This is a genomic window from Kosakonia sp. H7A (assembly GCF_003028445.1).
Taxonomy (GTDB): Bacteria; Pseudomonadota; Gammaproteobacteria; order Enterobacterales; family Enterobacteriaceae; genus Kosakonia; species Kosakonia radicincitans.
In genome coordinates this window covers 59,831-80,291 of the sequence record NZ_PYTZ01000005.1, presented here as the reverse complement: position 1 = coordinate 80,291, position 20,461 = coordinate 59,831, and the positions used below count along the sequence as shown (strand labels likewise).

General features: G+C 54.1%; 24 protein-coding genes. 19 read left to right on the top strand and 5 right to left on the bottom strand.

Annotated features, from left to right (window positions below; translation table 11 throughout):
- Positions 1-65: 65 nt before the first annotated feature.
- Genes hybO through hybG form a run of 8 tightly spaced genes read left to right on the top strand, consistent with a single transcriptional unit; the run spans position 66 to position 6,585 of the window.
- Entirely contained in the window at positions 66-1,184 is a 1,119-nt protein-coding gene (gene hybO, locus CWM66_RS17410) for a hydrogenase 2 small subunit (RefSeq protein WP_107147003.1), read from the top strand.
- Positions 1,185-1,186: 2 nt separating this feature from the next.
- Positions 1,187-2,164, top strand: coding sequence for a hydrogenase 2 operon protein HybA (hybA, locus tag CWM66_RS17405; RefSeq protein ID WP_007370144.1), 978 nt, complete (start codon positions 1,187-1,189; stop codon positions 2,162-2,164).
- Positions 2,154-3,326, top strand: a complete 1,173-nt coding sequence (gene hybB / locus CWM66_RS17400) for a Ni/Fe-hydrogenase cytochrome b subunit (protein WP_107147002.1) — start codon at positions 2,154-2,156, stop codon at positions 3,324-3,326. The genes hybA and hybB overlap by 11 nt, the downstream gene beginning before the upstream one ends.
- Positions 3,323-5,026 (top strand): hydrogenase 2 large subunit, encoded by a 1,704-nt coding sequence (gene hybC / locus CWM66_RS17395; protein WP_035889647.1) that lies wholly within the window; start codon positions 3,323-3,325, stop codon positions 5,024-5,026. Before hybB ends, hybC begins: the two co-directional genes overlap by 4 nt.
- Complete coding sequence (locus CWM66_RS17390) at positions 5,026-5,523, top strand: HyaD/HybD family hydrogenase maturation endopeptidase (protein ID WP_035889646.1); 498 nt, start codon at positions 5,026-5,028, stop codon at positions 5,521-5,523. Before hybC ends, CWM66_RS17390 begins: the two co-directional genes overlap by 1 nt.
- The gene (gene hybE, locus CWM66_RS17385; RefSeq protein ID WP_071921519.1) at positions 5,513-5,995 is read left to right on the top strand and encodes a hydrogenase-2 assembly chaperone; all 483 of its coding nucleotides are present in this window, start codon (positions 5,513-5,515) and stop codon (positions 5,993-5,995) included. The genes CWM66_RS17390 and hybE overlap by 11 nt, the downstream gene beginning before the upstream one ends.
- Positions 5,988-6,326: a hydrogenase maturation nickel metallochaperone HypA gene (hypA, locus tag CWM66_RS17380; RefSeq protein WP_007370149.1), complete on the top strand. Its 339-nt coding sequence runs from the start codon at positions 5,988-5,990 to the stop codon at positions 6,324-6,326. The genes hybE and hypA overlap by 8 nt, the downstream gene beginning before the upstream one ends.
- Before the next feature lie 7 nt (positions 6,327-6,333).
- A complete protein-coding gene (gene hybG, locus CWM66_RS17375) occupies positions 6,334-6,585 on the top strand; it encodes a hydrogenase maturation factor HybG (RefSeq protein ID WP_007370150.1) in 252 nt (83 codons plus the stop codon).
- Between the two features lie 33 nt (positions 6,586-6,618).
- On the opposite strand, the gene yghU is transcribed toward hybG, so the two are convergent.
- Both yghU and CWM66_RS17365 read right to left on the bottom strand, forming a co-directional pair.
- On the bottom strand, positions 6,619-7,482 hold the full coding sequence (gene yghU / locus CWM66_RS17370; RefSeq protein ID WP_035889643.1) for a glutathione-dependent disulfide-bond oxidoreductase: 864 nt from the start codon (positions 7,480-7,482) through the stop codon (positions 6,619-6,621).
- Positions 7,483-7,545: 63 nt separating this feature from the next.
- Positions 7,546-8,103 (bottom strand): thioredoxin domain-containing protein, encoded by a 558-nt coding sequence (locus CWM66_RS17365; RefSeq protein ID WP_107147001.1) that lies wholly within the window; start codon positions 8,101-8,103, stop codon positions 7,546-7,548.
- 409 nt (positions 8,104-8,512) lie between these two features.
- Here CWM66_RS17365 and CWM66_RS17360 point away from each other — a divergent pair, with 409 nt between their 5' ends.
- Positions 8,513-9,004 (top strand): hypothetical protein, encoded by a 492-nt coding sequence (locus CWM66_RS17360; protein WP_233218402.1) that lies wholly within the window; start codon positions 8,513-8,515, stop codon positions 9,002-9,004.
- Between the two features lie 347 nt (positions 9,005-9,351).
- Here the strand turns inward: CWM66_RS17360 and CWM66_RS17355 are convergent, their stop codons facing one another.
- Positions 9,352-9,588: a hypothetical protein gene (locus tag CWM66_RS17355; RefSeq protein ID WP_007370154.1), complete on the bottom strand. Its 237-nt coding sequence runs from the start codon at positions 9,586-9,588 to the stop codon at positions 9,352-9,354.
- Between the two features lie 341 nt (positions 9,589-9,929).
- Here CWM66_RS17355 and CWM66_RS17350 point away from each other — a divergent pair, with 341 nt between their 5' ends.
- The 5 genes from CWM66_RS17350 to CWM66_RS17335 all read left to right on the top strand — a co-directional run bounded on the left by CWM66_RS17350 (position 9,930) and on the right by CWM66_RS17335 (position 15,053).
- Positions 9,930-10,946 (top strand): iron ABC transporter substrate-binding protein, encoded by a 1,017-nt coding sequence (locus tag CWM66_RS17350; RefSeq protein WP_035889642.1) that lies wholly within the window; start codon positions 9,930-9,932, stop codon positions 10,944-10,946.
- A 22-nt stretch (positions 10,947-10,968) separates the two neighbouring features.
- Positions 10,969-12,543, top strand: coding sequence for an iron ABC transporter permease (locus tag CWM66_RS17345; protein WP_186298790.1), 1,575 nt, complete (start codon positions 10,969-10,971; stop codon positions 12,541-12,543).
- Position 12,544: 1 nt separating this feature from the next.
- Entirely contained in the window at positions 12,545-13,579 is a 1,035-nt protein-coding gene (locus CWM66_RS17340) for an ABC transporter ATP-binding protein (protein ID WP_035889639.1), read from the top strand.
- Positions 13,580-13,824: 245 nt separating this feature from the next.
- The gene (locus CWM66_RS28920; RefSeq protein ID WP_007370159.1) at positions 13,825-13,968 is read left to right on the top strand and encodes a hypothetical protein; all 144 of its coding nucleotides are present in this window, start codon (positions 13,825-13,827) and stop codon (positions 13,966-13,968) included.
- Positions 13,968-15,053 carry a pectinesterase family protein gene (locus tag CWM66_RS17335; RefSeq protein ID WP_007370160.1) on the top strand — a complete coding sequence of 362 codons (1,086 nt, stop codon included), beginning with the start codon at positions 13,968-13,970 and terminating at the stop codon, positions 15,051-15,053. The genes CWM66_RS28920 and CWM66_RS17335 overlap by 1 nt, the downstream gene beginning before the upstream one ends.
- A gap of 42 nt (positions 15,054-15,095) precedes the next feature.
- Here the strand turns inward: CWM66_RS17335 and CWM66_RS17330 are convergent, their stop codons facing one another.
- Positions 15,096-15,683, bottom strand: a complete 588-nt coding sequence (locus tag CWM66_RS17330) for a flavin reductase family protein (RefSeq protein ID WP_007370161.1) — start codon at positions 15,681-15,683, stop codon at positions 15,096-15,098.
- A gap of 212 nt (positions 15,684-15,895) precedes the next feature.
- Between CWM66_RS17330 and CWM66_RS17325 the strand changes: the two genes are divergently transcribed.
- From CWM66_RS17325 to CWM66_RS17315, 3 genes are read left to right on the top strand one after another with little or no spacing between them, the layout of a single operon-like run.
- A complete protein-coding gene (locus CWM66_RS17325) occupies positions 15,896-16,228 on the top strand; it encodes a DUF1971 domain-containing protein (protein ID WP_072439393.1) in 333 nt (110 codons plus the stop codon).
- A 10-nt stretch (positions 16,229-16,238) separates the two neighbouring features.
- Complete coding sequence (locus CWM66_RS17320; RefSeq protein WP_107147000.1) at positions 16,239-16,568, top strand: DUF1869 domain-containing protein; 330 nt, start codon at positions 16,239-16,241, stop codon at positions 16,566-16,568.
- 23 nt (positions 16,569-16,591) lie between these two features.
- Positions 16,592-16,948, top strand: a complete 357-nt coding sequence (locus tag CWM66_RS17315; RefSeq protein WP_107146999.1) for a DUF1971 domain-containing protein — start codon at positions 16,592-16,594, stop codon at positions 16,946-16,948.
- Positions 16,949-16,983: 35 nt separating this feature from the next.
- Here the strand turns inward: CWM66_RS17315 and CWM66_RS17310 are convergent, their stop codons facing one another.
- Positions 16,984-17,856, bottom strand: coding sequence for a LysR family transcriptional regulator (locus tag CWM66_RS17310; protein ID WP_007370165.1), 873 nt, complete (start codon positions 17,854-17,856; stop codon positions 16,984-16,986).
- A gap of 107 nt (positions 17,857-17,963) precedes the next feature.
- Between CWM66_RS17310 and budA the strand changes: the two genes are divergently transcribed.
- Both budA and alsS read left to right on the top strand, forming a co-directional pair.
- A complete protein-coding gene (budA, locus tag CWM66_RS17305) occupies positions 17,964-18,743 on the top strand; it encodes an acetolactate decarboxylase (protein ID WP_035889634.1) in 780 nt (259 codons plus the stop codon).
- A gap of 22 nt (positions 18,744-18,765) precedes the next feature.
- The gene (gene alsS / locus CWM66_RS17300; protein ID WP_107146998.1) at positions 18,766-20,445 is read left to right on the top strand and encodes an acetolactate synthase AlsS; all 1,680 of its coding nucleotides are present in this window, start codon (positions 18,766-18,768) and stop codon (positions 20,443-20,445) included.
- Positions 20,446-20,461 lie beyond the last annotated feature (16 nt).

The following is a 20,461-nucleotide window of genomic DNA, read 5'->3' as shown; positions in this document are numbered from 1 at the left end:
ATCGCAGCACTCTTCTTCCTGTTGGATGGAGAATATTCTTAGTTCGGGCTGAGGAATAAAAATAAATGGCAGGAGATAATTTACATTTAGCATCCCAGGGTGTGAGTCGTCGTGATTTTATGAAGCTGTGTGCCGCGCTGGCGGCCACGATGGGACTGAGCGGAAAAGCGGCAGCAGAGATGGCAGAAGCCATCAGCCATCCGCAACGTCCTCCGGTTGTCTGGATTGGTGCGCAGGAGTGCACCGGATGTACCGAATCGTTGCTTCGCGCCACTCATCCCACCGTTGAAAACCTTGTGCTGGAAACCATTTCGCTGGAGTACCACGAAGTGCTTTCCGCCGCGTTCGGGCATCAGGCCGAAGAGAACAAACACCATGCGCTGGAGCAGTATAAAGGCCAGTACGTGCTGGTGGTTGACGGCTCCATTCCGATGAAAGACGGCGGCATTTACTGCATGGTGGCCGGCGAGCCTATTGTTGACCATATTCGCAAGGCGGCAGAAAACGCAGCCGCTATTATTGCGATCGGTTCCTGCGCCGCCTGGGGCGGTGTGGCGGCGTCAGGTGTGAATCCTACCGGCGCGGTCAGTTTGCAGGCGGTGTTGCCGGGGAAAACGGTGATTAATATTCCTGGCTGTCCGCCGAACCCACAGAATTTCCTTGCTACCGTGGCGCATCTCATCACCTTTGGCAAACCTCCGGCGCTGGACAGCAAAAACCGGCCCGCGTTTGCTTACGGGCGCTTGATCCACGAACACTGCGAACGCCGTCCGCACTTCGATGCCGGGCGTTTTGCGAAAGAGTTCGGCGATGCCGGGCACCGGCAGGGCTGGTGTCTTTATCACCTCGGCTGTAAAGGACCGGAAACCTGGGGCAACTGCTCGACGTTACAGTTCTGCGATGTCGGCGGCGCATGGCCAGTTGCTATTGGTCACCCTTGTTACGGCTGTAATGAAGAAGGCGTTGGCTTTCATAAAGGCATCTCTCAGCTTGCTCATGTCGAAAATCCAACACCGCGCGCTGAAAAACCTGACGTGCAACTGAAAGAGGGCGGCACGGTGTCAGCAACGGCCGTCGGTCTGCTGGGTGGCGTAGTCGGTCTGGTGGCGGGCGTTGGCGTGATGACGGTGCGCGAGCTGGGACGGCAACAGAAGAAAAACGACGCTGATTCGCAGGGAGAATAGCCGTGAACAGACGTGATTTTCTCAAAGTAGCGTCCGGCGGGGCGCTGCTGGTGGGGGGATCGTCCGCCAGTTTTGCCGCTGCGCAAAACCGGCCGCCGATCCCCGGAGCGCTGGGAATGCTATATGACTCGACGCTCTGTGTCGGCTGCCAGGCCTGCGTCTCACGCTGCCAGGCGATCAACTCGCCGGTGCCTAATCCGCAGGGTGAACAAACCTGGTCGAACAACGACAAACTCTCTCCGTATACCAACAACATTATTCAGGTCTGGCACAGCGGTAACGGGCAAAACAAAGACCAGACCGAAAATGGCTATGCCTACATCAAAAAGCAGTGCATGCACTGTGTGGATGCCAACTGCGTGTCGGTCTGCCCGGTACAGGCGCTGAAGAAAGACGCTGTCACCGGCATTGTTCATTACAACCCGGATGTCTGTACCGGCTGCCGCTACTGTATGGTCGCCTGTCCTTTCGACGTGCCGAAATATGATTACGACAACCCGTTCGGCCAGATCCACAAATGCCAGCTCTGCAATCAGAAAGGCGTCGAACGTCTTGATAAAGGCGAGCTTCCCGGCTGCGTGGAAGTTTGCCCGGCAGGGGCGGTGATTTACGGCACCCGCGAGGAGTTACTGGCCGAAGCCAAAAAACGCCTCACGCTGAAGCCGGGTTCCGAATATCGCTATCCCCGCCAGACGCTGCATGCCGACGATGTTTACCTTCACGATGTCCCGCACTACTACCCGCACTTGTACGGCGAGAAAGAGGGCGGCGGCACACAGGTGCTGGTGCTGACAGGCGTGCCTTATACGGATCTTGGTTTACCGGCGCTGGACTCCCTGGCGACCGGCGCGCGATCCGAACACGTTCAGCATACGGTGTACAAAGGCATGATGTTGCCGCTGGCGGTGCTGGCAGGTCTGACGGCGCTGGTACGGCGTAATACAAAGGCGCACCACGAGGAGGATGACCATGAGTCATGATCCACAAGCCATGGGCGGTAAGCTGCTGAGCAAACCCGTGCTACTGTTCGCCCCGCTGATCGTGCTGTGCGCGATCTTTATTCTCAAGCGTCTGATCTTCGGTCTTGGATCGGTCTCCGATCTGAACGGCGGTTATCCGTGGGGGATCTGGATCGCCTTCGACCTGCTGATCGGCACCGGTTTTGCCTGCGGCGGCTGGGCGCTGGCGTGGGCGGTCTATGTCTTCAACCGCGGCGATTACCATCCGCTGGTACGTCCGGCGCTGTTGTGCAGCCTGTTCGGTTACTCGCTGGGTGGGTTATCCATCACTATCGATGTTGGCCGTTACTGGAATCTGCCGTATTTCTATATTCCCGGATACTTCAACGTCAATTCGGTGCTGTTCGAAACGGCAGTCTGTATGACCATCTATATCGGCGTGATGGCGCTGGAATTTGCGCCTGCGCTGCTGGAAAGGCTGGGCTGGAAGGTCTCGCTGCGCCGTCTAAACAAGGTGATGTTTTTTATCATCGCCCTTGGCGCGCTGCTGCCGACGATGCACCAGTCATCGATGGGATCGCTGATGATTGCCGCCGGATACAAAGTCTATCCGCTGTGGCAAAGCTACGAAATGCTGCCGCTCTTCTCACTGCTGACTGCTTTTATTATGGGCTTTTCGATCGTTATCTTTGAAGGCTCCTTAATGCAGGCCAGCCTGCGCGGCAACGGCCCGGATGAGAAGCGCCTGTTCAATAAACTGATGGGCGTGCTAAGCGTCCTGCTGGCGCTGTTCCTGCTGCTGCGCGTCGGTGAAATCAGCTGGCGCGGCAAGTGGCATTACGCATTCGCCGGGGATTTTTACAGCCTGATATTCTGGCTGGAACTGGCACTGCTGGATTTCCCGCTGCTGGCACTGCGCGTTTCCCGCTGGCGCAACGATTCCCGCGTTCTGTTCCTGGCCGCGCTCAGCATGCTGTTAGGTTGCGCGCTGTGGCGGCTCTCCTATTCGCTGCTGGCGTTCAATCCCGGCAACGGATACGGCTACTTCCCGACCGGGGAGGAGCTGTTGATCTCTATTGGTTTTGTGGCAATTGAAGTCTGTGCATACATCTTACTCATACGTCTGTTGCCGATTATTCCTCCGTTAAAAACACCTGCGCGACATGAGGCGAGCGAAGCATGAGTCAACGTATCACCATCGATCCGGTGACCCGCATTGAGGGTCATTTACGCATTGATTGCGAAATTGAAAACGGCGTTGTATCAAAGGCCTGGTCATCGGGCACCATGTGGCGCGGAATGGAAGAGATCGTGAAGGATCGCGATCCGCGCGATGCCTGGATCATCATGCAGCGTATTTGTGGTGTTTGTACCACCATTCACGCGATCGCCTCGGTGCGGGCAGTAGAAAGTGCGCTGAAGGTTAATGTGCCGCTGAATGCGCAGTACATCCGCAATATCATTCTTGCCGCGCACTCGATCCACGATCACATCGTCCACTTCTATCAGCTTTCAGCGCTCGACTGGGTGGATATCACCTCGGCATTGCAGGCCGATCCGGCAAAAGCCGCCGCGCTGCTGAAAGGGATCTCTGACTGGCCGCTGAACAGCGAAGGCGAGTTCAAAGCGGTGCAGGATAAGATCAAAGCGCTGGTTGCCAGCGGCCAGTTGGGTATTTTTGCCAACGGTTACTGGGGACATCCGGCAATGAAGTTACCGCCGGAAGTGAACCTGATAGCCGTCGCACACTACCTGCAGGCGCTGGAGTGCCAGCGCGATGCTAACCGCATTGTGGCGCTGCTCGGCGGCAAGTCACCGCATATCCAGAATCTGGCGGTCGGCGGTGTCGCCAACCCGATCAATCTCGACGGTATTGAAGTGCTGAACCTTGAACGCCTGATGTACCTGAAGTCGTTTATCGATCGCCTCGAAGGCTTTATTGAACAGGTTTATAAAGTCGATACCGCTGTCATTGCTGCGTTCTATCCCGAGTGGTTGTCGCTCGGCAAAGGCGCGGTAAATTACCTCAGTACGCCGGAATTCCCCACCGATGCGAAAAATGGCAGCTTCCTGTTCCCCGGCGGTTATATCGAAAACGCCGATCTCAGCACTTTCCGGGCGATCACCACCGGTGACGATCCGTTTATGGTGAAAGGGATCCAGGAGAGCGCAAAACACGCGTGGTACAAAGACGAGGCGCCACAGGAGCCGTGGCAGGGCACGACATTACCGCAGTACACCGGCTGGCAGGAAGAGGGCAAATATTCCTGGGTGAAATCGCCCACCTTTTACGGCAAAACGGTGGAGGTTGGTCCGCTGGCTAATATGCTCTGCAAACTGGCGGCGAAGCACGAAACCACGGCGACGAAGCTGAATGATATTGTCGCTATCTACCAGAAACTGACCGGCAAAACGATCGCCGTGGCGCAGCTACATTCAACGCTGGGGCGCATTATTGGCCGCACCGTTCACACCTGCGAACTGCACGGCGTGTTGCAAAATCAGTATCAGGCTCTGATCGATAATATCGGCAAAGGCGACATGCAAACCTATGCGAAAACCGACATTCCGCAGAGCGGCGAGTTTAAAGGCGTCGGCTTTCTGGAAGCGCCGCGCGGCATGCTTTCCCACTGGGTGGTGATCAAAGACGGTAAAATCGCCAACTATCAGGCGGTTGTGCCCTCGACCTGGAATGCCGGGCCGCGCAACTTTAATGATGACGCCGGGCCGTACGAACTGTCGCTGGTGGGCACGCCAGTTGCGGATGTGCAAAAACCGCTGGAAGTGGTGCGCACCGTGCATTCGTTCGATCCCTGCATGTCCTGCGCAGTGCATGTGCTGGACGCGGATGGCAACGACGTTGTGTCGGTGAAGGTGCTGTGATGTCGATTTTAGTGCTGGGCGTCGGCAACATTTTATTGACCGACGAAGCGATTGGCGTACGGGTTGTGGAGGCGCTGGCGCAGCGCTTCCATCTGCCTGAAGAGGTTGAAGCGCTGGATGGCGGTACCGCCGGAATGGAATTGCTCGACGCGATGGCTAACCGCGATCACCTGATTATTGCCGACGCGATCGTCAGCCGGAAAAGCGAGCCTGGAAGGGTCATCATCCTGCGTGATGACGAAGTGCCGACGCTGTTCAGCAATAAAATTTCCCCGCACCAGTTGGGGCTGGCGGACGTACTGTCGGCACTGCGTTTTACCGGTGAGTTTCCGGCGAAACTGACGCTGATTGGCGTTACGCCAGCCTCGCTGGAGCCGCATATCGGCATGACGCCAATCGTGGAAGCCAGCCTTGATAGCGCGCTGGCGGCGGTGATTGACGCGTTAGCTGAATCCGGCGTTGTGCTGACGCCACGGGAGACTGCTCATGCACAATGATGAATTACCAGGATTTGACGTTTCGCCGCACCGCGAAGTGCAGCAGGCTTTTAAGGCGATTGCCGCCCATGAAATGCAGGGGCTGCCGTTTGTGCACCCGCAAATGGACGTGTACGCCACGCCGTTTACTCTGTTTGAAAACCAGTGGCTTGGCTGCGTGTTGACGCCGTGGATGCTGAGTTTGCACATCTATCCCGGCCCGCAGCAATGCTGGCCGGTGCGGCGCGTCAGCGAGCGGCTGGGGTTGCAACTGCCCTACGGCGAGATGACTTTTTCCGTTGGCGAATTACCGGCGCTGGGGCAGTACCTGAGTTGTTCCTTGATGTCGCCATTAACGCCCGATCTCAGTCCGCAACAGGGCGTACAACTGGCGGATAACTGCCTGAAGATGGCGCTCTCGCTACCAGTAACGGATGCCAGCTTGAGCCGCCGCGCGCTGCTGTTCGGCCAGCGAGGCGCGCAGCATGCATGAGTTATCGCTGTGCCAGAATGCGGTGGAAATTATCGAACAGCAGGCGAAGCAGCATGGCGCGCAGCGCGTGACCGGCGTCTGGCTGGAAATCGGCGCGCTGGCCTGTATCGAAGAGAGCGCCCTGCGGTTCGGTTTCGATATTGCCTGTCGCGATACGCTGGCACAGGGGTGCGCGCTGCATATCATCCATAAACCCGCGCAAGCGTGGTGCTGGAACTGTAGCGCGTCGGTAGAGATCACCCGGCACGACGAGTGCCCGCGCTGTCACTGCCCGACGTTGCATATTGAGCACAGCGACGGCGTGCAGATCAAAAGTATTGAAGTGGAGTAAGACAACGATGTGTATAGGCGTACCGGGCCAGGTGGTGGCCGTTGGCGAAGATTTTCATCAACTGGCGCAGGTCGATGTGTGTGGTGTGCGTCGCGACGTTAATATCGCGCTGGTGTGCGAAGAATCGCCACAGCAATTGCTCGGCCAGTGGGTGCTGGTACATGTCGGTTTTGCTATGAGCATTATTGATGAGCAGGAGGCGCTGGCGACGCTTGCGGCGCTTCGGCAAATGGAGAGCGACGAGCTGGCGGCGGGATAAGAAACCGGGCGGCATTCCGCCCGGTGTGGAAGATTAGGCGTTGCGTTTATCTTCGGTCTGCGTATCGAAATCGCTGGCGTCATGGCGCTCGTGCAACTGCTCGTTCGGCGCGCCGAACGTACGGTTAACGATGCGACCGCGTTTCACTGCCGGGCGGGCGAAAATCTCCTGTGCCCAGCGCTGCACATTTTTGTAGGTGCCCGCATCGAGGAATTCGGCGGCGTCATACACATTGCCAAGTACCACGTTGCCGTACCACGGCCAAATCGCCATATCGGCAATGGTGTACTCATCACCCGCAATGAATTTATGGTTGGCCAGTTGTTTATCCAGCACGTCCAGCTGGCGTTTGGCTTCCATGGTAAAGCGGTTGATGGCGTACTCAATTTTAACCGGCGCATAGTTGTAGAAGTGGCCAAAACCGCCGCCGAGGAATGGCGCAGAGCCTTGTAACCAGAACAACCAGTTCAACGTTTCTGTGCGTCCTGCCGGATCTTTTGGCAGGAAGTGGCCGAATTTTTCTGCCAGATACAGCAGGATGGCACCGGATTCAAATACGCGCGTCGGCGGCGTCGTGCTGTGATCGCGCAGCGCCGGGATTTTGGAGTTCGGGTTGACGTCGACAAAACCGCTGGAGAATTGATCCCCTTCGCCGATACGAATCAGCCAGGCGTCGTACTCCGCCTCGCTAACCCCTTTTGCCAGCAGTTCTTCCAGCATGATCGTGACTTTCTGACCATTCGGCGTGCCGAGCGAATAGAGCTGGAGCGGATGTTTGCCCACCGGCAATGTTTTGTCGTGCGTCGGGCCGGAAACCGGGCGGTTGATATTCGCGAAAGCGCCGCCGCTGGATTTATCCCACGTCCAGACCTTCGGTGGCTGGTAGTTGTCTGACATTTTGGTCCGCCTTTTCGTTGATGTGTTGAAGTTCAGGTTAAGTGAGTATAAATGGTTGCGGGTTCAGGCAAGGATGCGCTGCGCCCAGACACTGATATCATCACCGCTGCCAAGATCGGTCTGCACCAGCCCATTGACCATAAAGGTTGGGGAAACATGAATGCCGTTCTGGCGCGCATATTTGCAGTGCCATTTGATTTCGGTTTGCAGCTCCGGACGGGCAAAAGCGTCTGCCAGTTTCACGCCACTGTAGTTTTCAATGCGCTCAATAATCTGCTGCGGTGTGGCATCCATATTCGGGCCGCTGCAATGATCCGTAAATTCAAACTCTTCACGATGATCGGCAACTGCACGCAGTACCTTATGCGCGGCGTTTTTGCCATCGGGCAGCGTCGAAGCCGCGAGGATACAGCGCACAATCACACCAGAGAAGAGATGCCAGGGTTGTGATTGCAGGCGAATTTTGACCGTCACGTTCTCTTCGCCGACGGTTTCTAACAGCGCTTCCAGTTTGTTAAACGCCCGGACGGAGAAGGGGCAGGTGGGTTCGATAAAAATCTCGAAAGTTCGGGGGCCGTGGCCCCAGCTTAGCGGTGCGGCATGTAAAGGTTGTTGGCTCATGATCACTCCTGCTGTTTTTCATTTTGTGAGAGTTTGAGAGTAGCAGCATGCCGCAGACGCGGGGAGTTCGTTTTGCGTCGGATGCGGTTATCGTGCGGTGTTCGATGGCTATAGCATTTCCACACATGAATGTTTTAACAATAAGAAATAAACACTGCTGCAATGTACATAATTAACTTTTAATAGATAACTTAAATAATATTAAAATTAATAAATCCACCTTAACGTAAATTATTATATTATTGATCGGTATCTGCTTATTTAAATTTTGTCTGTAGCGCTGATTATTTCATCATTATTTGTTATTAACCCGTTTCTCTCTGCTGTCGATAATCGTTATGAGGGTTTTTTTTCGACTCAGATCGGAGGAGTCATTAGCGGATTATCTGGGTAACCATCAGCGGAGATAATGATGCAGGAGATTCAGGCGATTCAGGCAACCACGCACCTTGCCAATGCAACACAAGAAAGTACGGCGGCCAAAGCCGATCCACACACCACCAGTGAAAGCGGAGCGGGTAACAAATCTCATCAGGATGAAAGTACTAAAGTGACGCTCTCCAGCCGCGCCGAAAGCCATAAAGAGGCGAAGGCTATAAAGGCGGAGCAGCAGCTCGCAGAAAAGAAAGAAGTCGAAAATCATCAAATTGATTATTCGCTGGCGATGACCGGCATTCCGCAATTTGGTGGACGTCTGGTAACAGTTGTTAAATATCCTGACGGTAGTACGGAAATGATTGACGCCTTTTCCGGCAAAAAAGTAACACAACAGGAACTGGACATCGCCCGGGCCGAGAAAGAAAACAGCGAACATGTACAACGCAAGCAGGAAGCCAAAAAAGTCGCGCAGGAAGTGCAGACATTCACGCCTGGAGAATCGCAGCCAACGGATCTGGAATAATCCTCTGGCGGTAAATTTGTAATAAAGGCGAAGGCTATTCAGAATTTATCCATAAAATATATCTTATATGTTATGGGTGGCCTGAGCTGAATATCATAGCTGTGTTGTTGTGTATTTAGTTTAAGTCAGTATCGGTGCCATTTTGCTTCAGCAATTTAATGCTGAGGATTGCGGCTGTCTGGCGTTTTGCTGCGAGAGAGGGCACATCGCTGCCGTTTTTGGGACGACAGAATGCGCCATTTACTTAGCATGCTTAATATTGGCTTTATGAGGAATTTGCCGGGATAAACGGTGGGTTATTATGATGAAGATGAGTGGTACAGCCACATTAATTATGTGGTTAATTTCTACGGTATCTGGCGTTTGGTTTTGTTGTGTTTTTCTTTGTAGTCGGCAATTGCCTGATTGATGTTTTCTGTTTCGATAACATCGACCTTTTCATCATTAAAGAACACTTCATAGTGGCCGGATACATATTTAAAAGTGAAAATTTTCCCCTGATAGCGAACGCGTCTCTCCTTCACCGACAAGCCTCTGCTGCGCATAGCCACTTTTGCCATTGTATCTATCTTTTTATTTTTCATAGCTATTTTCTTTACCTTTTCAGGCTGTTATGCGATGCCTGTATTTTATTCCGCGTGTTCAGGTGCTAATTTGTTATCCTCTCAAAGAAAATCAACAGTTGCCAGAACCTCATGCTTAATAATAGATGAAATATTTCTGCGTAACTTAAGGTTGTCTTAATCTTAAGAATATCCTGTAGTTAATAACTGGAGGATTAATTTAGTTAACCATATTTTTATGGGATTTAATTTCGAAACGCTCTTTTTGATAATTATTTCGATTCTCATTTCACCTTTGCTAGTATTAAACTTCTGGCGGCTCGCATGCGCTGACTATTACACTTATTTTAAAAGGAATGAGGATGAAGAATCGCTTTTTGCCGTTCTGTTCAATCGCACTGGTCATCTCTTCGGTTTTCGCCGCGTCTGCGGCATCTGCCGCCAATAACGACGACGGGATCGTGGTGTACAACGCGCAGCACGAAAACCTGACAAAATCCTGGGTTGATGAATTCACCAAAGAAACGGGTATTAAAGTGACGCTGCGTAACGGTGGCGACACGGAACTGGGCAACCAGCTTGTTCAGGAAGGAAAGGTTTCTCCTGCTGATGTCTTCCTCACCGAAAACTCACCAGCAATGACGCTGGTCGATAATGCCAACCTGTTCGCGCCGCTGGATGCCGATACCCTGAAGCAGGTTCCGGCGCAGTTCCGCCCGGCGCATGGCCGCTGGATCGGTATTGCCGCGCGCAGCACGGTGTTTGTTTATAACCCGACAAAAATCAGCGCGGCTCAGCTTCCGGCATCGATAATGGATTTAGCCAAACCGGAATGGAAAGGCCGCTGGGCGGCGTCTCCGTCAGGCGCAGACTTCCAGGCGATTGTCAGCGCGATGCTCACGCTGAAAGGCGAAAAGGCCACGCTCGACTGGCTGAAAGCCATGAAAACTAATTTCGTGCCTTATAAAGGTAACAGCACCGTCTTAAAAGCGGTGAATGCAGGGCAGATTGATGGCGGCGTTATCTACCACTACTACTACTTTGTTGATCAGGCCAAAACCGGCGAGAACAGCAAAAACACCCAGCTTTACTACTTTAAGCATCAGGATCCGGGCGCTTTCGTCAGCATTTCCGGCGGTGGTGTTTTAGCCTCCAGTAAGCACCAGAAACAGGCGCAGGCCTTCATCAAGTGGATCACCGGTAAAACCGGGCAGGATATGCTGCGTACCAATACCGCTTTTGAATATGCCGTCGGTGCGGGCGCGGTTTCCAACGCGAAATTGGTGCCGCTGAATCAACTGGATGCGCCAAAGGTCGAGCCTTCTGCGCTGAATAGCAAAAAAGTGAGCGAGTTAATGACCGAGGCCGGTCTCCTGTAATTGCGGTATGAATGAGCGTCTTATGTCCAGTTTGAGTCTTCCGGCGACACGCCGCGCGGCCAGCCAAACCGTCCGGCGCCGCCCTTCCGGGGTGCTGGTGGTATTAGCCACTTTTGCGGCACTGCTTGCTTTACTGCCCGTGGGATTTGTTATTGGGGTGGGTATTGATACCGGGTGGCCAACGGTGAAGGCGCTCATTTTCCGCCCGCGCGTTGGCGAGCTGCTCAACAACACCTTTTTGCTGATTGCCTGCGCTGTTCCGGCCTGTGTGGCGGCAGGAATTGCCATGGCCTGGTTGACGGAGCGAACCACGCTGCCTGGGCGACGCGTCTGGTCGCTGCTGGCCGTTGCGCCGCTGGCGATCCCGGCGTTTGTGCAAAGTTATGCCTGGGTCAGCGTCGCGCCGGGTTTCAATGGTTTGCCCGCCGCCGTTTTTCTCGCAGTGCTGGCCTATTTTCCCTTTATTTATATGCCGGTAGCCGCCGTATTACGTCGGCTGGATCCGGGTCTTGAAGATGTAGCCGCCTCGCTGGGCACACCGCCGTGGCGCATCTTTTTCCGCGTGGTTTTGCCGCAACTCAAGCTGGCGATTTGCGGCGGCGCGCTGCTGGTTGCGCTGCATTTACTGGCGGAATATGGCCTGTTCGTGATGATCCGTTTTGATACCTTCACCACCGCCATTTATGACCAGTTTCAATCCACCTTTAGCGGTCCGGCTGCCAACATGCTGGCGGGCGTGCTCGCCCTCTGCTGTCTGGCGTTGCTATTACTGGAGACCGCCGCGCGCGGTAAAGCGCGTTATGCTCGCGTCGGCGCAGGCGCGGCGCGTAAACAGCACCGCGTTGTGCTTGGCCGCGGGAGTTCAGCGTGTGGATTCGCGCTGATGCTGGTGATGGCGATCCTTGCGCTCGGTACGCCGATGATAGTGCTCGCCCGCTGGCTGTGGCTTGGCGGGTTGGCGAACTGGTCCAGCGCCGATTTGTGGCTCTCTTTGCGTCAGACGTTATTTCTGGCATTTTGCGGCGCGCTGCTGACAACGGCATTTGCGCTGCCGACGGCCTGGCTTGCGGTGCGCCATCCGCGTCCGCTGATTCGCGTGCTGGAGGGATGTAACTACGTCACCAGTTCGCTGCCGGGCATTGTTGTCGCGCTGGCGCTGGTCACCGTCACCATTCATTACGCAAGGCCAATCTACCAGACTGAAGTGACGCTGTTTCTGGCGTATATGCTGATGCTGATGCCCAGAGCGCTCATCAATCTGCGCGCCGGGATTGCGCAAGCGCCGGTGGAACTGGAACAGGTGGCGCAAAGCCTTGGTACTTCGCCCGGCAGAGCGCTACTGAGCGTCACGCTGCGGCTGGCGGCTCCTGGTGCTGCGGCGGCTGCAGCGCTGGTCTTTCTCGGTGTCAGCAATGAACTGACCGCCACGCTGCTGCTTTCACCCCTTGGTACTCGCACGCTGGCGACCGGTTTCTGGGCGCTCACCAGCGAGATCGATTATGTTGCGGCCTCGCCTTACGCGCTGCTGATGATTTTGATTTCCCTGCCGTTGACCGGCCTTCTTTATAAGCAATCACAAAAACTGTCGGGTCTTTAAGATGTTAGAACTGAGCAATATTTCCAAATCCTTTGGCTCCGCACGTGTGCTGGACAGTGTGAACCTGCTTATTCCTCCCGGCAGCCGTACGGCGATTGTTGGTCCGTCTGGCTCGGGGAAAACCACGTTATTGCGGTTGATTGCCGGGTTTGAGCGGCCGGACAGCGGACAGATAATGATGCACGGAAAGCCGCTATTTGCTGGCGATCAGTTTGTTCCCGCTCATCAACGTAAAATTGGTTTTGTTCCGCAAGAAGGTGCGTTGTTCCCGCATTTGCGCGTGGGGGAAAACATTGCCTGGGGGCTGAGCGGCTCCCGTCATGAGAAGCGTGCGCGCGTGGATGCGTTAATGGCAATGGTGTCGCTGGATAGCAAACTGGCCCAGCGCTGGCCGCATGAGATCTCCGGCGGTCAGCAGCAGCGTGTCGCTCTGGCGCGTGCGCTGGCGCAACAACCGGCGCTGATGCTGCTCGATGAGCCTTTCTCCGCGCTTGATACTGGTTTGCGTGCCGCCACGCGTAAAGCGACGGCAGATTTACTCACTCAGGCGGGTGTGGCGTCGATTCTGGTCACTCACGATCAGAAAGAGGCACTGTCATTCGCCAGCCAGATTGCGGTGATCCGCCACGGGCGCTTTGCCCAGATTGGCTCGCCCTTTGAGGTCTATTCGCAGCCTGCGGATGAAGAAACGGCGCTGTTTTTAGGCGACGCGCTGATTCTGCCAGCCGAGGTGGCGCAAGGGAAAGCGCGCTGCCAGCTTGGCGATATTCTGGTTGATGATGTATCTGCTTCCGGCACGCGGCGCATTATGCTGCGCCCGGAGCAAATCAGCGTTGAGCCGTGCGACAGCGCAGCGGGGCTGCCGCAGGCGCACATTGTGGATATCGATTTCGTGGGTTATCTCTCCGCGCTGACGCTCGCTTTTGCGCATACAGATGAACGCATCACCGTGCAGACCGTTACCCGGCCAGGCTGGTTGCCGGGTATGAAGGTCAATATCCAGATTAACGGCTGCGCGCGCGTGTTTGCTTTGTGATCTCCCGCCCGCTTTGCTGCGGGCTTGTTTGCCATCTGTCATATTTTTGAATCTGATCTCAAAACAGTGTTTTTTAATGTGTAAAACTTCGTTTCTTTTTTATCTCTATAATAATTAACACCTTCTTTTAGCCGGATATGCATTGCGCGCTCCGGCATTTTGTTAAGTTCGCATTTTCCAGGAAACAGAAATTTTCAATTACACCGGGCTGTAAGGCCGGGAGGATCTGTTTCAGGAGAATACCTATGCAATACCCTCTGGGATTTACTGCGCTGTTGGGCTGTCTGCCCGTAATGGCAAATGCTGTCACGCTGGTGGCCCGGCAAATTCGCCAGACACCTTCGTTGTGCGTGCTGACTGACACACTGAAAAACGAAGGAGAGTTTTGATGAGGACACTGCACTATTCCGTGCTGTTGCTGGCTTGTATTGGCACCAGCCCGTTCTCTGCACTGGCAGAAGAGTGGAACGCGGTCGTTTCCGCCACACCGCAGGCGGGCGAGTTTGCCACCATCAGCCAGGCGTTGGCCGCTGCGCCGAAAAGCGGTACGCCGTGGCGCATTCTGATCAAAGAGGGACGCTGGAACGAGCGGCTGGTGATTGAAAAACCGGTCACGCTGGTGGGGCAGTCAAAAGATCGGACGCAGATTGAAGCGAATACCCCTGCGGGCGCGCTGGATGCCAGCGGGAAAAAGTGGGGAACCGGGCGTACCAGTACGGTGGAGATCCGCGCCACCGGCGTGACGATCGAGAACCTGACCATCCGCAACAGCTTTGATTTTCCGGCCAATGCCGCTCTGGCGGATACCGATCCGAAAAAACTGAAAGATACGCAGGCGGTAGCGCTGATGATTTCAGAAGGTGCAGATAAGGCGCGTTTCCGCCATGTCCGGCTGGAGGGGTATCAGGACACGTTTTACAGCAAAAGCGGCAGCCGCAGTTATTTCACCGATTGTGAAGTTAGCGGTCATGTCGATTTTATCTTTGGCCCTGGCATTGCGGTGTTTGACCGCTGCGACATTATTGCCCGCAACCGCAATGATATCGACCCGCCGTACGGCTATATCACCGCGCCCGCCACCCAACAGGATCAGAAATTTGGCCTGTTTATTATCAACAGTAAATTAAGCAAAGAGCCGGGCGTGCCGGCAAACAGCTTTGCGCTTGGGCGTCCGTGGCATCCAACCACTGAATTCAGTGACGGGCGTTATGCCGATCCGCATGCCATTGGCCTGGCGGCATTTATTCACTGCGAGATTGATGACCATATTTACGGCTGGGACAAAATGTCCGGCAAAGATAAAGCCGGGAATAAAATCTGGTTCTACCCGGAAGATAGCCGTTTTTATGAATCCGATAATCGCGGGCCTGGCGCCGGGCAGGGCGGCGCGCGCTACCAGCTCACGAAGGCGAACGCAGCGCAATACAGCCTGGCTGCGATTTTCGATGGCTGGGATAAAACCCTGCTGGAGTAAATTTTCAGGCATTGCCCCCGGCAACGGGGGCAATTTTCGTTATCAGTTGCCGTATTTAACGTTAAAGCCCAGCGCATCACCGACCGTGTCGTATTCGCGGAAATTAAAAATAAGCGGCTTCCATTGGGTGGAATCGACAATGCCGTTTTCACCTAAGAGTGGGTTTTCTACCCACAGATTGACAATATCCAGCTCGGCGAGAATAAAACGGCCTTTATCGCTGATGGACACTAAACGGCATTCCGCCTGAATCGGGCATTCAGCAATGCGCGGCGGCGCCACGTCAATTGAGGCTTCCGCAGTCAACCCGGCTTTGGCGAATTTATCATGGCAAATTTCCACGCCCCATTTGGTCTGGTTTTCCGACAGCGTATCGCCGCCAGTCAGCCTGCCAACCTGCTCGACTTTCTCCCACAGGGTATGATCGGGAATATTGATGACCGCATCGGAACCGGCAATTAAATTGCTATGTGTTTTGCTACCTTTACTTATTCCAATAATAATTTTCTCGCCAAGTGAAATTGATGATGAAGCTGCGCAAATGTTATTTTTCCCTTCGCTATCTTGCGTTGTGACCATAAAAACGGGAAAGCCGTAATAGAATGAATTGAGTTTTGATTTGCTTTTCATTGTCCCTTTTCTCTTATATTTAAAGCCGTAATGAGACTATTTTTCACCCTGTTTATGGTCTTTTACAATAACCCTTTTTGAGTAGCGAAAATTAGCAATAAATAACCACTAAAAAAAGTAGTCTACAAATCATAAAAGAGGTATATGATATGCAACATATGCTTTTCCCCCTCCCGGTGAGCTCCGCTTGCTGAGAACTTTGAGGATGAAACATGCAACGTATCACCATACCCGCAAACTATGTTCACACTCGTACGACGCCATTCTGGACGAAAGAAACCGCCCCGGCGTCTATCTGGAAACGCCATCTGGACGCCGGTACCCGGCAGGGTGTTTACCCGCGACTGAGCGTGTCGCAAGGGGCGATCCGCTATAACGGTTACGCGGATGAAACCAGCCCGCAACCGGTGGAAACCGTGACGATCAATGCCGGGGAATTTGCCGTCTTTCCGCCGGAAAAATGGCACAACATTGAAGCATTAACCGACGACACAATATTTAGCGTCGATTTCTATGTTGACCCGAAAATTTTGCTGGAAGAGTGAGATATTTATCATGACGACTGAAAATAAAGGATATTCTTTAGCGGTTTCTCATTCCGGCAAGCATGAAACGAAAGAAAAAATATGGCTGAAGCCGATGTCGTTATATGTACCGGATGTCGCCGCAGAAGCGGTTGCGGAGCTGACTTTCGGGTTTAGTGAAAATAACAGTGAATATGTTCTGACGGTCACGAACAATAATAATGGCGTTTCTGTTGATAAAGAATTTTCCAGCCTTGAAGCGTTGAAAGATCCGCTTAATGCCGCCGATTCGGTAAAAGAGTTGATTAACATTGTCCGTGGTTACGAATCGGATGAAGAAACCAATGTGTGCGGCTGGTAATACGTCACTTCAGGAGATTCACGATGGCATATCAAATTCCGGTTCACTTCCGCCATACCCGCTCCACGCCTTTCTGGACGAAAGAGACGGTACCGCAGGCGCTGCTCACCCATCACAATACGAAAAAGGGCGTTTATGGCCGTTTATCGGTAATGCAGGGCGCAGTGAAGTATTTCGGTTTTGCCGGTGAGTACGACACCACGCCGGAAGTGGAAGTGGTGATTGAGGCCGGGCACTTTGGCATCAGCCCGCCGCAATACTGGCATCACATTGAATTACTTACCGATGATACGTGCTTCAATATCGATTTCTTTGCCGATCCGCACGAAGCGCTGGAAGGAAAAGGGATCGGTCAGGTGGTCAATACGCATCGCAGCTAAATGCCACGCGCCCGGCGCAGACCGGGCGTTTTTGTTCAGAAGTTATCAATAAACCGCTTCACCGCCGGTGAACGCTCGAATTTTCTCCACGCCAGCGCCACGTCTGTTTTCAACACTTCACCTTTGATGCGGTGGAACGTCACCAGCGGATGACTAAAGCAGGACATGGATTGCGGGACAATGGCGAAACCAAATCCTGCGCTGACCATGCTCAGCGATGAAGAAAATTGCGATGCCTGCTGCGGGTGGCTCATATTAATGCCGGCACGCAGACAGGCGTTGTAAATCAGTTCGTACAGCCCAGGCGCCACCGCCTGCGGGAAGATCACCAAAGGCGTATCACGCAGCTCCGACAGCGCGAGATCGGCTTCATCAGCCAGCGGATGTGAGCGGTGTAACGCAATCAGCATCGGCTCTTCATCAATCAATTTCAGATTAAAGATTTTGCTGTTTTCACAGGGCAGGCGCACAAAAGCGACATCGATCAGCCCTTCATCCAGCTCCTGCATGAGCGTCGCCATATTGTCCTCTTTCTGATGGAGCATGACCTGCGGATAGTCATGCTGAAACTGGCGCAGCACGGCAAAAATGCGGATGTGAAAAGCGTTGGAACTGGTCACGCCGAGATAGAGTTTGCCGTTGATCCCCCGCGCGATACCTTTGGCTTTTTCCAGTGCGGCATCACTTAAGGCGAGGATCTGGCAGGCATCTTCGTAGAAGGCTTCGCCCGCCTCGGTAAGCTCCACACCGCGCGTTAAACGGTGAAATAACGGCGTCCCCACTTCCTGCTCAAGACGGCGAATTTGCTGGCTCAGCGGCGGCTGCGACATGCCCAGCATTTCTGCCGCGCGGGTGAAATGTTGCGTCTGCGCAACGGCGACAAAATAGCGTAGATAACGAAGTTCCATATCGAAAACATCTCAAACCTTGATGGTTTGTATATTGGAATCTCTCGCTGAAGCGAGTCAATATTTAATCAGCTTTTCTAAAGGTCTACTCAATGAGGTATTAGAGGATGACTAATCTAAATGATTGTTCCTGCAAAGAAAATTTAAGTGAAACAATTCGTGCTTTTTCTAAAAGCAAACCTGAATGTGTGATATATCAAACATCGCTAATGAGTGCGCTATTAAGTGGGGTTTACGAAGGAAATACCACGATTAAGGATTTACTCAATCACGGCGACTTTGGACTCGGCACGTTTAATGAACTGGATGGCGAACTGATTGCCTTCAACAGCGAAGTCTATCAGTTGCGTGCAGATGGCAGCGCCAGGGAGGCGCGCCCGGATCAAAAAACACCGTTCGCCGTGATGACCTGGTTCCGGCCGAGCTACAGCCAGCAGTTCGATGCTCCCGTCAGCCGACAACAACTGCACGAGATCATTGATAAACAGATTCCTTCCGACAACCTCTTTTGCGCCCTGCGCATTGAGGGCCATTTTCGCCACGCGCACACCCGCACCGTGCCGCGCCAGACGCCACCTTATCGGGCGATGACCGACGTACTCGACGATCAGCCGGTCTTTCGCTTTAACAGCCGCGCGGGCGTATTGGTTGGTTTCCGCACACCGCAGCATATGCAGGGAATCAATGTTGCCGGTTATCACGAACACTTTATTACCGACGATCGACGCGGCGGTGGTCATTTGCTGGATTATCAGTTGGATCACGGCACGTTGACCTTCGGTGAGATTCACAAACTGATGGTTGATTTGCCAGCGGATGAGGCGTTTCTTCAGGCCGATCTGCACCCGGATAATCTCGATGCCGCAATTCGTTCGGTAGAGAGCTGAGACACGGACAAAGGAGTGACTAATGAGCAATGAAAACCATACGCAGCAGTGGGCGCATGGCGCCGACATGGTGGTGAAACAACTGGAAGCTCAGGGCGTTAAACAGGTTTTCGGCATTCCAGGCGCGAAAATCGATAAAGTTTTTGACTCCCTTCTGGATTCATCCATCCAAATAATTCCGGTTCGTCACGAAGCCAATGCCGCCTTTATGGCGGGTGCAGTCGGACGTATTACCGGCAAAGCGGGTGTGGCGCTGGTAACCTCCGGGCCCGGCTGCTCCAACCTTATCACCGGCATGGCGACCGCGAACAGCGAAGGCGATCCGGTGGTGGCGCTGGGCGGCGCGGTTAAACGCGCCGACAAAGCCAAACTGGTGCACCAAAGCATGGATACCGTCGCGATGTTTAGCCCGGTAACCAAATACGCCGTGGAAGTCCCTTCTTCTGATGCCATTGCAGAAGTGGTGTCGAATGCGTTTCGCGCCGCAGAGCAGGGGCGCCCGGGCAGCGCTTTTGTCAGCCTTCCGCAGGATATTGCCGATCAACCCGCCAGCGGCGCGATCCTGCCTGCCGGCTCGCCTCCTGCGTTAGGCGCTGCGCCGGATGCGATGATCAACGACGTGGCAAAAATGATCTCCGCGGCGGAAAACCCGGTGTTTCTGCTGGGGCTGATGGCCAGCCGACAGGAGAATATCGAGGCGCTGCATCTGCTGCTGGAAAAAAGCCACATTCCGGTCACCAGTACTTACCAGGCGGCAGGCGCAGTCAACCAGCAACATTTCAGCCGTTTCGCCGGACGCGTTGGCTTATTCAATAACCAGGCCGGGGATCGGCTTCTGCATCTGGCGGATCTGGTTATCTGTATTGGTTACAGCCCGGTGGAATATGAACCTGCGATGTGGAACACCGGCAACGCCAGACTGGTGCATATTGATGTGCTGCCCGCCTATGAAGAGCGCAACTATATTCCGGACGTTGAGCTGATTGGCGACATCGCCAGCACGCTGGACAAACTGGCGGCGAAGATTGAAAAACCGCTGATCCTCACCCCGCGCGCGTCGGAGATTTTGATTGATCGCTGCAACCAGCGCGATTTGCTCAACCGCAAAGGCGCGCAGCTTAACCAGTTTGCCATTCATCCGCTGCGCATTGTGCGGGCGATGCAGGACATCGTGAATAACGACGTGACGCTGACAGTCGATATGGGCAGTTTTCACATCTGGATCGCCCGCTATCTCTATAGCTTCCGCGCTCGCCAGATGATGATTTCTAACGGTCAACAGACGATGGGCGTCTCACTGCCGTGGGCGATTGGCGCCTGGCTGGTTAACCCCGGGCGCAAAGTGGTGTCGGTTTCCGGCGATGGCGGTTTTCTGCAATCCAGCATGGAGCTGGAAACCGCTGTGCGTCTCGGCGCGAATGTGTTGCACATCATCTGGGTGGATAACGCCTACAACATGGTGGCGATTCAGGAAGAGAAAAAATACCAGCGTCTCTCCGGGGTGAATTTCGGCCCGGTGGATTTTAAAGCCTATGCCGAAGCATTTGGCGCGAAAGGTTTTGCCGTCGGGAGCACGGCGGAACTTGAACCGACACTGCGTGCAGCGATGGACACAGAGGGCCCGGCAGTCGTCGCCATTCCGGTGGATTACAGCGATAACCCGCTGTTGATGGGCCAGCTCAACCTTAACCAGATTCTTTGAATAACCAAGGAGAAGT